The organism is Anoxybacteroides tepidamans, from assembly GCF_014201465.1.
Taxonomy (GTDB): Bacteria; Bacillota; Bacilli; order Bacillales; family Anoxybacillaceae; genus Anoxybacteroides; species Anoxybacteroides tepidamans.
Genome location: NZ_JACHEP010000006.1, coordinates 77,656 through 91,371, shown reverse-complemented (window position 1 = coordinate 91,371; position 13,716 = coordinate 77,656). Strand labels below are relative to the sequence as shown.

Here is a 13,716-nt window from a genome sequence, read left to right as displayed (position 1 = left end):
TCCTGCGGAAAGCGGCAAAATGTCGCCATCCTAGCTCCGCGAAGATCGTACAAGTCCCATCCGCAATGCAGGGTGGAGCGATTCGTGCCGATGCCGCCTATAAGCTAGATAGGCTGGATGGCGATTCAAAATTTACTGAATCATTAATAAACAAGCCCTTCTTTCATCATTAAGAAGGGTTCTATCTTTTATAGAAAAATGTTTTTGTTTCAAACAAAGATTTCAACCATCGGGCAAGAATTGGTTTGATAAGAGTCCTTGTCGTTGGAAGAAGTAAAAAAAGCCCCATAATATCAGTGAGAAACCCCGGCGTTAATAAAAGAACGCCGCCGACTAACACACAAATCCCATCCAATATCGCACCGCTCGGAAGTCGACCATACATGAACTCACGCTTTGCTTCTTGTATGACGGCTAGCCCTTGCCGCTTTGAAAGCCACGCTCCTAAAACTCCCGTTGCAACGATGAGAGCAACCGTCGGCCAAACACCGATCAATTGACCGGACAGAACAAATAAAACGATTTCAATCACTGGAATAATGATAAAAAGTGCTACAATGATTCGCATATTGCTTCACCCTTCCTCAAAAAAATAAAACAGAGAAGGATCTTCCCTGTTTTATTATATCTTATAACACGCTTGCATGTCCTTGATAAATCGCGCCAAATCCCGCATCAACCGTAATTTCTTGTCCGTCTTTTAAAACGGATGTCGCATTTGGCACTCCAACAATAACCGGAATGCCAAGGCTTAAACCGACAACAGCGGCATGGCTCGTCAATCCGCCTTCTTCCGTAATGATCGCTGCCGCTTTTTCTAGCGCTTTCATCATATCCGCATCTGTGCTATATGTGACGAGAATGCCGCCTTCTGTCATTTTGTTAAGCGCTTCTTCTACCGTTTTCGCAATGACTACTTTACCAAAAGCTGATTTGCGACCGATTCCTTGTCCTTTGGCAATAATATCACCAACGACATGAACCTTCATTAAGTTTGTCGATCCTGTTTCACCAACTGGAACACCCGCTGTGATGACCACTAAGTCACCATGTTTGACAATGCCTGATTTCACGGCTGCTTCTACTGCAATGTCAAGCATTTCGTCTGTTGAGTTTACTTGCAGAGCAACTTGCGGATATACCCCCCATACGAGCACTAACTTCCGCGATACAGCGTCGCTCGATGTTACAGCGACAATTGGTGCTTTTGGCCGATATTTTGAAATCATGCGCGCCGTTTGTCCGCTTACAGTCGGTGTGACAATCGCCGCGACATCGAGATTTAAAGCTGTATGAGCAACCGATTGACCGATCGCATCCGTAATCGTTGTTCTACTTTGCTTTGTACGTTGTGCTAGCAAATCGCGATATTGTAGCGCTTGTTCTGTGCGCAACGCAATGCGATGCATCGTTTTTACTGCTTCGACCGGATAAAGACCTGCTGCCGTTTCCCCTGACAGCATAATCGCATCGGTTCCGTCGAAAATTGCGTTCGCTACATCGCTTGCTTCCGCTCTCGTCGGACGCGGGTTACGCTGCATTGAATCTAACATTTGCGTCGCTGTAATGACCGGTTTCCCGAGCGCATTGCACTTTTTAATGAGCTCTTTTTGTACGAGAGGCACTTCTTCCGCCGGAATTTCAACACCTAAATCGCCGCGTGCCACCATCAATCCGTCCGCTACTTCCAAAATTTCATTGATATTGTCGACACCTTCTTGGTTTTCAATTTTCGGAATAATTTTAATATCGAGCGCATCATTCGCTTCTAGCAACTCGCGAATTTCGAGCACATCGGATGCACGGCGAACAAAAGAAGCAGCGATAAAATCTACTCCTTGTTCAATACCAAATAAAATATCTTGACGGTCTTTCTCAGTAATGCCCGGCAAGTTAACACGCACACCTGGCACGTTTACTCCTTTTTTATTTTTTAACACACCGCTGTTTAAAACTTTCGTCACAATTTCTCTCGTTTGTTTATTCACAGATAATACTTCTAGTCCAATTAAGCCGTCGTCGAGAAGAATTTTCGCACCTGGTGTAACATCGTCAATCAAACCTTCGTACGTAACCGAAAATTTTTCTGGCGTACCGAGCATTTCATCCATGGAGATCACTACTTGCGATCCTTCTTTTAATTCAATCGCTCCATTTTCCATATTATGTGTACGAATTTCCGGTCCTTTCGTATCAAGAAGGATCGCAACCGTTTTCCTTGTCCGCTTCGCTGCCTCACGAATGTTTTTTATGCGTTGACCGTGCTCAGCATAATCGCCGTGCGAGAAGTTTAAGCGCGCTACATTCATGCCCGCTTCGATTAGCTCCACGAGCTTTTCGACGCTTTCGCTTGCGGGACCAATCGTACAAACAATTTTCGTTTTTCGCATATTCTCCCTTCTTCCTTTCCGCTCATTACTATGGTAACGATACCATTTTTTTAAATTGAAAGTTCTTTTGATAGTTGGTACATTTTCGGATCGACTGTGTGTTGTTGCGATAATGCCTCGATAATGTCGTGGTCAACAAGTTGATTGTTTTGAATGCCGACGCAACGTCCGCCTTTCCCTTCAAGCAATAATTCAACTGCACGTGCCCCTAAGCGGCTTGCTAAGACGCGATCAAACGCTGTTGGAGAACCACCGCGCTGCACGTGTCCTAATACCGTGACACGCGTTTCGAATCCTGTTGCTTCTTGAATTTTCTTCCCGAATTCTACCCCGCTTCCGACTCCTTCTGCGACAATGATAATGCTGTGCTTTTTCCCGCGCTCATGCCCCCGTTTTAAGCGAGCGATAATATCATCCATATCGTAGTCTGCCTCTGGAATTAAAATTGATTCCGCTCCGCCGGCAAGTCCTGCCCAAAGAGCGATATCGCCAGCATGCCGACCCATTACTTCAATGACGTATGTTCGTTCATGGGAAGTCGCTGTATCCCGAATTTTGTCAATCGCATCAATAACTGTATTTAAAGCTGTATCAAAGCCAATCGTAAAATCTGTTCCAGGGATGTCATTATCAATCGTTCCCGGCACGCCAACACAAGGATAGCCATGTTCTGTCAGTTTTTTCGCGCCTTGATACGAACCGTCTCCGCCGATGACGACTAATCCTTCGATTCCATGTTTTTTCAATTGCTCAATTCCCTTTAATTGTCCTTCCAGCGTTTTAAATTCTGGACAGCGAGCCGTATATAGCATCGTTCCCCCGCGATGAATAATGTCACCGACATCGCCAATCTCTAATTTTTTAATTTGGCCTTCAATAAGCCCCGCATAGCCGTGATAAATTCCGAACACTTCTACTCCGTGGTAAATCGCTTTGCGTACAACCGCCCGAATTGCCGCATTCATTCCTGGCGAATCGCCACCGCTTGTCAACACACCTATTCTCTTCATTTCGCTCACCTCGTGTTCATCAGTCTTTTTCATACCCCTAAGAAGTCCGACCTCATACATTGTATAAAATACCATGAAGAATATATCGAACACAATAGAGAAACAGCTGTTTTTCAAAATGTTTATTTTTCTTTCAAATTTCAGTAGGTAAAAAGCTGTCTCATTTCACGAGACAGCTTTTTATTATTTTACTCCGAGATCGTTTCGAGAAAACGTAAATCGACCGATTTGCTTGAATTTTTGATACCGCTGTTCGACAAGAGCCGAGCCGTCTAGTTGAAGCAGTTGTTTTAACGACTGTTTCAGCACGTTGTCAATCGCTTTTGCCTGTTCATCGACATTGCGATGTGCTCCGCCGCGAACTTCTGGAATAATTTCATCGATGACGCCAAACGCTTTTAAATCAGGGGCAGTAATTTTCATCGTTTCGGCTGCTCGCCGTGCAAGCGAAGCATCTTTCCATAAAATCGCTGCCGCTCCTTCCGGAGAAATGACAGAATACGTTGAATTTTCAAGCATGTGAATATGGTTGCCAACGCCAAGCGCTAACGCACCACCGCTTCCCCCTTCACCGATAACAATGCAGACGATCGGTACGGTGAGTCCTGCCATTTCGAACAAGTTCCGCGCAATCGCTTCACTTTGGCCTCGTTCTTCCGCCGCCTTCCCAGGATACGCTCCTTTCGTATCAATAAAACAAATAATCGGACGGTTAAATTTTTCCGCTTGCTTCATAAGGCGCAACGCTTTTCGATACCCTTCAGGATGCGGCATTCCGAAATTGCGGCGAATGTTTTCTTTCGTATCTTTTCCGCGCTGATGCCCGATGACCGTCACAGGAAGTCCGTGATATTTTGCAATACCTCCTACGATTGCTTCGTCATCTCCAAATAAGCGATCACCGTGGCATTCTAAAAAATTCGTAAATAGTCGCTGAATGTAATCAAGCGTTGTCGGTCGGTTCGGATGTCTCGCAATCTGCACGCGATCCCATGGCGTCAAGTTCGCATATGTTTCGTTCTCTAATTTTTCTAATCTCGCTTCTAGCTTTTCAATTTCAGGAGATAAATCGACTTCTGCTGTTTTTGTAAATTCTTTTAGTTCACTAATTTTTTTTCGCAGTTCTATAAGCGGTTTTTCAAATTCTAATTCCCCCACCATTTGCCGTCGCCCCCTGTCTGATGGATATCGAGTACATTTGTTAACGCTTCCTTCAGCTCATGCCGGTGAATGACCGCATCTAGCTGTCCATGCTTCAATAAAAATTCAGCTGTTTGAAAATCTTCAGGAAGCTCTTCACGCACTGTTTGCTCAATGACACGACGGCCAGCAAAACCAATTAACGCACCCGGTTCCGCAAAATTATAGTCACCAAGAGAAGCGAAACTCGCCGATACTCCTCCAGTCGTTGGATGCGTCATAACAGAAATGATGAGCCCTCCTTCATCGCTGAACAATTTCAACGCAGCGCTCGTTTTTGCCATTTGCATAAGACTTAGTACTCCTTCTTGCATACGCGCCCCTCCGGAAGCGGTAAAAATGAGGAACGGGATACGAAGCTCTTTTGCTTTTTCAACAGCGCGTGTAATTTTTTCGCCGACGACCGATCCCATGCTGCCCATGCGAAAGGCAGAATCCATCACAGCGATGACAAGCGGATACCCATTCATCGTTCCCTCACCTGTAATAACCGCTTCGTTCAACTTAGATTTGCGGCGGTCTGCTTCGAGCTTTTCAAGATAATCAGGAAACTGCAACGGATTTTCAGAAATCATATCGGCATCATATTCTCGAAAACTGCCTTCATCCAACAAGCTTACGATTCGTTCGCGTGACGGCATCGGATGGTGGTAATGGCAGCTCATGCAAACACGCAAATTTTTCACGAGTTCTTTTGTGTACATAATTTTTTTGCATTTTGGGCACTTCGTCATAATTCCTTCTGGAACATCTTGTTTTACTTGTTCGGAAGGAATGGAAGCATACTTTTTCTTTTTGGTAAACAGCTCTTTGAGCAAGAGGTTTCCCCTCCTTCGCCAATTTATATGTCATGATCGTTTCGTTACATATTCCGTAAACAATGCAAGAACATTCGCAATGTGTCGCTCTTTCAATGCCGTCCACGTATATTCATAAAAAGTAAGCGGCAATGATACGTCTTCATGTTGCAGCCGAAAAAAATCGTTTAACACTCGCCAAATGCGCTCTAATAAATAATTATGCCCAGCTTTCAGCACCCATTTAAAAAACGTTTCATAATCGATCGTTTTTTGCTGAATGAAACCTTTTAATTCATCGAGCTGCGCTTCTGTTCGGCGCTCGCAAGCAAGCAAAAGGCAAAGTTGCTCAATGAGCCATTTCGTTTCGACTAAATCCGCTTTCGCTTTCTTGTCCTGCAAAATAAACATGCCAAGCAAGTCAATCAGTTGATGTTCGCCAAACTCCTTTAAATATGTTCCCTCTCCTCTCCTCGTTTCAATAATTCCGAGAAATTCAAGGGAACGGAGCGCCTCTCTTACAGAGGAGCGTCCCGCTTTCAACCGCTCGGATAATTCCCGCTCAGAAGGGATTTTATCTCCAGCACTAAGCCCATCTTCTTCAATAATACGATAAATTTTCTGTAAAATTTCAACATACATTTTTGACGTCATCGCGTTCGTTTCCACCTGCTTTACATAATAGCGGCTAATTGTCGCTCTTCTTTGCAATTTCTTCTGGATCTGCGTGAATGCGGGCCACTTCTTCACGCAAAGACAAAGAAATCCACTCCTTTAAGTACTGTCAAACCAAACTGGTCTGACCACCTAACGTTTATACAATATAATAAAATGGATGAATAGTAAAGCGAATATTATTTCAACACAACATATGAATCCCCTAATAATTCCTTTAATTCCGATAGGCATTCATTCGAGGCATTCACGTGATATTCTTCTGAAAGTTTGACTGTTTTTCGTTCTTGTTCGTAGTAAAGAACGACCGGAATATGTCCATGATAGTTTTGCAATGTTTGTTTAAGAGTTGCTAGTTTTCCGGTTCGCATGTGATCAGGGACAATTTTCACATAAAGCACTTGTTCATGAAGTTCGTCAGAAGCCAGTACTTTTTTAATCGTAAACTGCACGTTCTTGTTGCGGGCTTCTATTTTTCCTTCTAGCAGCACAACTTCCCCCTTTTTTAAAAAAGATTGATAACGGCGATACACAGCTGGAAAGGCAACCACTTCGATTTCACCGCTTTCATCGCTCACGGTGAAAAACGCCATTTCTTCCCCTTTTTTCGTTCTTGTTTTTCGCTCACGAAAAATATAAGCACCAATCCGAACGTTCCGCTCGCTTTTTTCTTTCGTTACACAAGCAATATCAATCGCTCCAGCCGCCTGAAAGCGATTCGCCTCTGAAGAAACAGGGTGCGGCGAGAGATAAATGCCGAGCAGTTCTTTTTCGTATGCCAGCGTTTCTTCAAGCGAAAATGGGGGAGCCTCTGCATATTTCGGTTTAAAAGATAGTTCGCTCGCAAATAGATCGCCGTCTTCTCCGATATATGGACCCATCAGTTCCGCATGTTCAAGTGCTATATCCACACTGGCCAATAAAGTGGACCGCTCGATGCCAAATTCATCGAAACATCCTGCTAAAATCAATGATTCGATCGTTTTTCGGTTTACTGCTTTTTTCGATAAACGAGTGCAAAAATCAAACAAATCGGAAAATGGACGCTTCTTTCTTTCTTGAACGATTGCTTTGACCGCCGCGGCGCCGACATGTTTGATCGCTGCAAGACTGTAGCGAATATGGCCGTTTTCAATCGAAAACGAATAATAGCTTTGATTAATAGAAGGAGGAAGAAGCCGTATGTGTTTTTGCCGCATCTCTTGAATGTAATCGGACAATTTTTCTTCATCTCCAATGACGCTCGTTAACAATGCGGCATAAAAATAGAATGGATAATGCGCTTTTAAATACGCCAATTGATAAGCGATCATGCTGTAAGCGACTGCATGGCTCCGGTTGAATCCGTAATTGGCAAACCGAACAATTAAATCGTATAGCTCGTGAGCGAGCATTTCATCGTATCCTTTTTCAATACATCCTTTTACAAAGTGAATGCGTTCTTGGTCGAGAACGTCTTTTTTCTTTTTCCCGACGGCCCGCCGCAATAAATCGGCCTGCCCTAATGAAAATCCTGCCATTTTTGCGGCGATTTGCATAATTTGCTCTTGATAAATGAGCACGCCGTAAGTCGGTTTTAAAATCGGTTCAAGATCTTGATGAAGATACGTTACCGCTTCCTCTCCGTGCTTCCGCTTAATGTATATCGGAATAAAATCCATCGGGCCCGGCCTGTATAAAGCGTTCACCGCCACTATATCTTCAAATTGTGACGGCTGTAGCTGTTTTAATACGTTTTTCATTCCTTCCGACTCTAGCTGAAAAATACCGTTTGTATCTCCCTTGCTTAACAACGCGTATGTCTGTACATCATCAAATGGTATTTTTTGTAAATCTAAAACTTTTCCTGTTTTTTGCTGAATAAGTTTGCATATGTTCCCGATGAATGTCAACGTGCGCAGCCCGAGAAAATCCATTTTTAATAATCCAAGTTGTTCTAACACATCCATCGGATATTGGGTTAAATAAGTAGTTCCATGGCCTTGCTGCAGTGGAACGATATCTGAAAGCGGCTGTTCGCTTATGACCACTCCTGCCGCATGTGTCGATGTATGGCGTGGAAGTCCTTCTAACCGCAAGGCGGTGTCAAATATTTTTCGTAATCGCTCTGATGCATGAACCGCTTCTTGAAAAGACAGCGACTGCTCGTACGCTTCTTGAAGCGTAATTCCCAGTTTGTTAGGAATATGTTTCGTAATTTGTTCGATTTCTCCTGCCGCAAGCCCCATAGCCCTTCCAACATCACGAAGTGCCGCTCGTGCTCCAAACGTACCGAATGTAATAATTTGCGCAACGTGCTGTAGCCCATACTTATGAACGACGTACTGAATCACTTCATCGCGGCGCTCATCAGGAAAATCAATATCAATATCCGGCATCGAAATGCGTTCAGGATTTAAAAACCTCTCAAACAACAACTCATACTTGATCGGGTCTACGTTTGTAATATAAAGAACATACGCCACAAGAGAACCTGCCGCCGAACCGCGCCCTGGGCCTGTCACAATTCCTTGATTTCGCGCAAAATTCATAAAATCCCAGACGATTAAAAAATAATCGCTAAAATTCATCTCCTGAATCATTTTTAATTCATAATGAAGGCGTTCAAAATACATAGATGACGGAGATGAAATCCGTTCGTACAACCCTTTCACGCAAAGGTGCCGCAAATAATCATGGGCATTTTCATTTGATGGTACGGGATATTTAGGTAGTTTCATGTTTCCTAATTCGATATCGACATGACATTGAGCAGCGATTTTTTCTGTGTTTGCGATCGCCTCCGGCAAATCGGCAAACAAGGCTGACATTTCATTTGTTGATTTTAAATAGTATTCGTCATTCGGTAACTTTATCCTTCCTTCGTCATGAAGTTTCATACCTTGTTGAATCGCAAGAAGGCAATCGTGCACAAACGCATCTTCTTTTTCGATATAATGCACATCATTTGTAGCGACAAGCGGCGTCTTCGTTTCTTCGCTTAAGCGTACAAGTTCACGCTGCCACTCTCCTTCAATTCCATGTCTTTGAATAGCGATATAAAAAGCATCATCGCCAAATAACTGCTTATATGTGGCGATCGTTTCAAGCGCTTTCGTTAATTGTTGCTGCTGAATCAATGTTTCAATATGACCGTTTCGTCCTAGCGTCAGCGCAATCAATCCATCACAATAATGCCTTAGCCATTTTTCCGGGATCCCGTCCGGGGCTTTTGTCTGAATTGCGCTACTTATTTTGATTAAATGGCGGTATCCCGTATTGTTTTTTGCCAGCAACACGAGCGGATATGCTTCTTCTCCTTCCAGCCGGACGAGGGCGATCATGCCGATAATCGGCTTGATTCCATATTTTTTACATTCTTGATAAAACGGAACCGCCCCGTATAACACGTTTTCGTCCGTTAAAGCGAGCGAATGGAAACCTAACTCGCTTGCTTTTCTCACCAAATCGCTTATTTTCGCCGTACTGTTTAACAAACTATAGCCGCTCCGTACATGAAGGTGAACAAACGCCAATACCCTTTCCCTCCTTTTTCCTTATTATAGTCGACAAAAGTTTTGTAACGCAAAACATACTTGTCTTCGTGGGTTCATATATATGAAAAGAGTAGGAAATGAGGTGAATAATATAAGCATGAAACTGGCATTTTTACTTGCATTCGTTCAAAGTTATTTTATCGCCCTAGGCGTGCTATTGGGGGGAGCAATCATCGGGGGAATCGGAGCATTTTTAATAGGACAGCCTCCACTCACATCGATGTACCGATTTGCGCTCGATTTAAAAATTTGGGCGGTCGTTTCGGCCATCGGCGGGACATTTGATACGTTTTATACGGTAGAGCGCGGCTTATTTTTAGGAGAAACGCGCGATATTGTTAAACAATTTTTTCTCATTCTTTCGGCGATCGGCGGCGCGCAGACAGGTGTGACGATCATCACTTGGCTAACGCAGGAGCATATTTCTTCATGAGAATTCCGCCTTATTACCGTGATAAAACATGGCAGCGTTTTTTTGCCGGTGCTGCGATCGGTGCGGTTATGAGCTGGTTTGTGTTTTTGTATTTATTTGGCACATTGCAAGAAAAACAAGTCCGTCACATCGCCGAGTTACAAGACAAAATTGTAGATTTAGAAAATGATATTCGCATTTGGCAAGAAGATTACGTCAAATTGAATAAGGCGAACAAAAAAAAGCTCACGGTGCAAGAAATTCGCATTCACCTTGCCAATGCGGATCAATATAAGCTTGATTCGTACATGACGTTTCATATCGAAGAAAGCGTTAAAGCAGATGTGTCTCATTTGATCGCCAAAGATATTGAAACTGTCTATAAAAGCAAAGAGTTGTTAAAAAAAGCGATCGAAAATAAAACGTATACGATTAATGAACAGACGTACAAACTTGAAATTACGGAGCTTTTTTTATTTACGACTTTATCGGTCGAACTGAAATTAAAGCCGGTCAATAAATAGAGAAGGTGTCCCAAAAGTGACGGGACACCATTTTCTATCACCATAATATATGCGCGAAATAACAACGAAAAATCTGTACTCCAGACCTTTTGAGCGCGTCACTTTTTCATTATTTCACGCAACACGCCGCCTCTAAATCAGTGATTACAAGTTCCGCTTCCTCCCATGAATGGATCGTAGCGCCAGCGGCAAATGGATGGCCACCGCCGCGGTATTTTTTTGCCACTTCATTGACAATCACACCTTTTGAGCGAAGGCGAACGCGAATTTCTTTTTCTTCTTCAATAAAAAACGCCCACGCCCGAATGCCTTCAATGTTGCCTAAAAGACTGACAAGTTGCGACGCTTCTGAAGGCGTCACATCATACTCAGCGAGCAACGCTTTTGGCATTTTCACAAACGCCACCCCTGATGCAGAAAATTCGAAGTTTTGTAGCACATATCCGCTTAAATGGGCGACATTAACGGGGGTCCGATATAAGTTATCATATAGTTCCGTAATCGAGAATCCGTATTGAATGAGTTCGCTTGCGTATTGAAACGTTTTGGCGCTCGTTCTCGAGAAAAGAAAGCGTCCGGTATCGCCGACAATGCCTGCATAAATAAGGCGCGCCGCTTCTTTTGTCATCACGAGCCCTTCTTCTTTTACAGTTAAATAAAACTCGTAAATCATTTCACTCGTGGAGCTTGCATTCGTATCGACCCATAATAAATCACCATATGGATCTTCGTTTGGATGATGATCGATTTTAATCAATTTTTTGCCAAGCCGATAACGCTCATCGCAAATCCGTTCTTGGTTGGCTGTATCGCACACGATGACAAGCGCCTGTTCATAAACGGCATCATCGATTTGATCCAATCGTCTTAAAAAATTTAATGATTCTTCTTCTTTTCCTACCGTATAAATCTTTTTTTCCGGGAAAGATGCTTTTAAAATTTCTGCTAATCCCCCTTGCGAACCGTATGCGTCCGGATCGGGACGCACATGGCGATGAATAATGATCGTATCAAATTGTCGGATCATCTTTAAAATGGCAAACGCTTTTTCTTTCATCACAACTTCTCCTCTTTTTACGATAGTTTTCTTTCATTATAAAGGAAAAATATGTACAATGGTAGAGAGAGAAAAGATGGGGGTGTTATTGTGCCGGTATTGGTTATTCTTATTATTTTTTCGCTTTCTTTTTATGCATATTATAAAATCAAATATTTCCGAAGCCATCGTCCTGTCGAACGGCGCTGGATTTCCGCAAAATCAAGCATGGCGCTTGGCTCGTTCGTCTTTTTCTTTGGCATGAATCAGTTTTTCCTCTATTCGTCAACAGTTACGTATCTCGTCGGAACGATTTTTTTATTGGTCGGCGGCGGAAGCATATGGGCCGGTTACCGTGCCTATAAACATTATTTGCCGCTTGCGATCGAAGAAGCAGAACAAATGGCAAAAAACGGGGGATAACCCCCCGTTTTCTTTTACCGGTCCATTAATTGACACATCATCAATGCTTTACCGACGACAACGCCTTCATGATATACTTCAACATCAACTTTCCCGAACTTCCTTCCAATTTCAAGCAACTTCGCTTTCACATCGATCGTGCTGTCAATTTGTACCGGTTTAATAAAATAAATCGTTATATTTTCAATGACTAGATCACCGCGTTTATATAGCCGCAGTGCTCGCGTCGCCGCTTCGGTCACAATTGTCGTGAACACGCCATACGATAGCGTTCCTAAATAATTCGTCATTTGCGGTGTGACCGTGCAGCGAAACACGTTTTCAGTTTTAGAATGAGGATCGACTTCGCGAAATTGGCTTGTGATAATATCGTCAATCGTTTCTCCTACTTGCGGCTGCCGCTGAATCATTTGCAGCGCCTTTAATACGTCTTGACGGCTAATAATCCCTTGCAACCGATTATGTTCATCGACGACCGGCAACAGCTCAATTCCTTCCCATACCATCATATGCGATGCAGAAGCAACCGATGTTTTGCCATTCACCATGATCGGATGCTTTGTCATCACTTTTTCAATCGGTAGCATTCGGTCGCAGTCTAGTACGTCTTTCGATGTAACTATTCCTTGCACTTTGAATTGGTGATCGACCACTGGGAAGCGGCTATGTTTCGTTTCGCGATTCAACTGATACCACTTTTCCACTACATCTGTCGTTTGTAAATACACTGTCTTTTCTAACGGAATTAAAATGTCCTCGACGAGAACGATTTCTTTTTTAATGAGCTGGTCGTAAATGGCGCGATTAATCATCGTGGCGACAGTAAACGTATCGTAGCTCGTTGAAATAATCGGTAATTGTAATTCATCCGCTAGTTTTTTTACATGATCCGCCGTATCAAAACCGCCGGTAATCAATACGGCTGCCCCCGCTTCTAAAGCAAGCTGATGCGCTTTCGTCCGGTTGCCGACAATCAGTAAATCCCCTGCTCCTGTATAACGCATCATCGCCTCCAGTTGCATCGCTCCAATGACAAAGCGGTTGAGTGTTTTATACAGTCCTTCACGTCCTCCTAACACTTGTCCATCAACGATATTAACAACTTCTGCATATGTCAGCTTTTCAATATTTTCTTTCTTTTTCCGTTCAATGCGAATCGTTCCGACGCGCTCAATCGTGCTGACATATCCTTTATTTTCTGCATCTTTAATCGCCCGATACGCCGTTCCTTCGCTTACACCCATTTCTTTCGCAATTTGCCGAACGGAAATTTTTTCACCGACAGGCAGACTGTCAATATATTGCAAAATTTGTTCATGTTTTGTCGCCAAATTTCTTCACGAAACTTGCGCAAGGAAACCCCTGCCTTTAGGCACGGGGAGGAATTGCGTCTTACGCAAGTTTCATTCCCTCCTTTCGATACGTGTACCCATCCAATCGTTGAATGAGACGAATATATTTGTAATTTATGTCTAATATAAAGACCATCGTCTGCACAAAGCAAGTGATGTTCTCCTCGATCATGTGATCGATGCTTGTTAGATGCAAGACACTAGCGCGACCCACCACGCTTGTTTCATCTTGTGCGACAGGGAACAGGGCTGGAGAAGCACCCTGATGTGTCATGACATCTAAACGCGCGTTCTGTTTCAAACCTCGGTCTGGTCAACATGGGGCATTCAAGCCCACGACTCGAGTCGTTGGGTTGTTGAC

Annotated in this window: 12 protein-coding genes; 3 read left to right on the top strand and 9 right to left on the bottom strand. The window is 43.4% G+C overall.

The genetic code is table 11. The features are described from left to right. Positions 1 to 181 precede the first annotated feature (181 nt). From HNQ34_RS07840 to HNQ34_RS07810, 7 genes are all read right to left on the bottom strand, one after another. Entirely contained in the window at positions 182 to 568 is a 387-nt protein-coding gene (locus HNQ34_RS07840; protein WP_183253304.1) for an FxsA family protein, read from the bottom strand. Positions 569 to 629: 61 nt separating this feature from the next. After that, positions 630 to 2,390, bottom strand: a complete 1,761-nt coding sequence (gene pyk / locus HNQ34_RS07835; protein WP_183253302.1) for a pyruvate kinase — start codon at positions 2,388 to 2,390, stop codon at positions 630 to 632. A 50-nt stretch (positions 2,391 to 2,440) separates the two neighbouring features. After that, complete coding sequence (pfkA, locus tag HNQ34_RS07830) at positions 2,441 to 3,400, bottom strand: 6-phosphofructokinase (protein ID WP_183253300.1); 960 nt, start codon at positions 3,398 to 3,400, stop codon at positions 2,441 to 2,443. Positions 3,401 to 3,583: 183 nt separating this feature from the next. Then, a complete protein-coding gene (gene accA / locus HNQ34_RS07825) occupies positions 3,584 to 4,561 on the bottom strand; it encodes an acetyl-CoA carboxylase carboxyl transferase subunit alpha (protein ID WP_183253298.1) in 978 nt (325 codons plus the stop codon). Beyond that, complete coding sequence (gene accD, locus HNQ34_RS07820; protein ID WP_183253296.1) at positions 4,546 to 5,418, bottom strand: acetyl-CoA carboxylase, carboxyltransferase subunit beta; 873 nt, start codon at positions 5,416 to 5,418, stop codon at positions 4,546 to 4,548. Before accD ends, accA begins: the two co-directional genes overlap by 16 nt. Positions 5,419 to 5,448: 30 nt before the next feature. Then, positions 5,449 to 6,051 carry a FadR/GntR family transcriptional regulator gene (locus tag HNQ34_RS07815; RefSeq protein WP_246363943.1) on the bottom strand — a complete coding sequence of 201 codons (603 nt, stop codon included), beginning with the start codon at positions 6,049 to 6,051 and terminating at the stop codon, positions 5,449 to 5,451. A 200-nt stretch (positions 6,052 to 6,251) separates the two neighbouring features. Continuing rightward, positions 6,252 to 9,587: a DNA polymerase III subunit alpha gene (locus HNQ34_RS07810; protein ID WP_183253293.1), complete on the bottom strand. Its 3,336-nt coding sequence runs from the start codon at positions 9,585 to 9,587 to the stop codon at positions 6,252 to 6,254. Between the two features lie 112 nt (positions 9,588 to 9,699). Here HNQ34_RS07810 and HNQ34_RS07805 point away from each other — a divergent pair, with 112 nt between their 5' ends. After that, positions 9,700 to 10,041 (top strand): YtrH family sporulation protein, encoded by a 342-nt coding sequence (locus tag HNQ34_RS07805; protein ID WP_312856109.1) that lies wholly within the window; start codon positions 9,700 to 9,702, stop codon positions 10,039 to 10,041. Continuing rightward, positions 10,038 to 10,544: a sporulation membrane protein YtrI gene (gene ytrI / locus HNQ34_RS07800; RefSeq protein ID WP_183253289.1), complete on the top strand. Its 507-nt coding sequence runs from the start codon at positions 10,038 to 10,040 to the stop codon at positions 10,542 to 10,544. Before HNQ34_RS07805 ends, ytrI begins: the two co-directional genes overlap by 4 nt. 109 nt (positions 10,545 to 10,653) lie before the next feature. Here ytrI and HNQ34_RS07795 read toward each other — a convergent pair whose 3' ends face one another. Then, positions 10,654 to 11,601: a DHH family phosphoesterase gene (locus HNQ34_RS07795; protein WP_183253287.1), complete on the bottom strand. Its 948-nt coding sequence runs from the start codon at positions 11,599 to 11,601 to the stop codon at positions 10,654 to 10,656. Positions 11,602 to 11,691: 90 nt separating this feature from the next. Between HNQ34_RS07795 and HNQ34_RS07790 the strand changes: the two genes are divergently transcribed. After that, entirely contained in the window at positions 11,692 to 12,003 is a 312-nt protein-coding gene (locus HNQ34_RS07790) for a YtpI family protein (RefSeq protein ID WP_183253285.1), read from the top strand. Positions 12,004 to 12,017: 14 nt separating this feature from the next. Here HNQ34_RS07790 and HNQ34_RS07785 read toward each other — a convergent pair whose 3' ends face one another. Next, positions 12,018 to 13,334, bottom strand: coding sequence for a CBS domain-containing protein (locus HNQ34_RS07785; RefSeq protein ID WP_183253283.1), 1,317 nt, complete (start codon positions 13,332 to 13,334; stop codon positions 12,018 to 12,020). Between the last annotated feature and the right edge of the window lie 382 nt (positions 13,335 to 13,716).

Excerpts from the sequence above, each read along its gene's own strand:
- HNQ34_RS07840 (WP_183253304.1), bottom strand. The coding sequence starts at position 568 with ATGCGAATCATTGTAGCACTTTTTATCATTATTCCAGTGATTGAAATC.
- pyk (WP_183253302.1), bottom strand. The coding sequence starts at position 2,390 with ATGCGAAAAACGAAAATTGTTTGTACGATTGGTCCCGCAAGCGAAAGC.
- pfkA (WP_183253300.1), bottom strand. The coding sequence starts at position 3,400 with ATGAAGAGAATAGGTGTGTTGACAAGCGGTGGCGATTCGCCAGGAATG.
- accA (WP_183253298.1), bottom strand. The coding sequence starts at position 4,561 with ATGGTGGGGGAATTAGAATTTGAAAAACCGCTTATAGAACTGCGAAAA.
- HNQ34_RS07815 (WP_246363943.1), bottom strand. The coding sequence starts at position 6,051 with ATGACGTCAAAAATGTATGTTGAAATTTTACAGAAAATTTATCGTATT.
- ytrI (WP_183253289.1), top strand. The coding sequence starts at position 10,038 with ATGAGAATTCCGCCTTATTACCGTGATAAAACATGGCAGCGTTTTTTT.
- HNQ34_RS07795 (WP_183253287.1), bottom strand. The coding sequence starts at position 11,601 with ATGAAAGAAAAAGCGTTTGCCATTTTAAAGATGATCCGACAATTTGAT.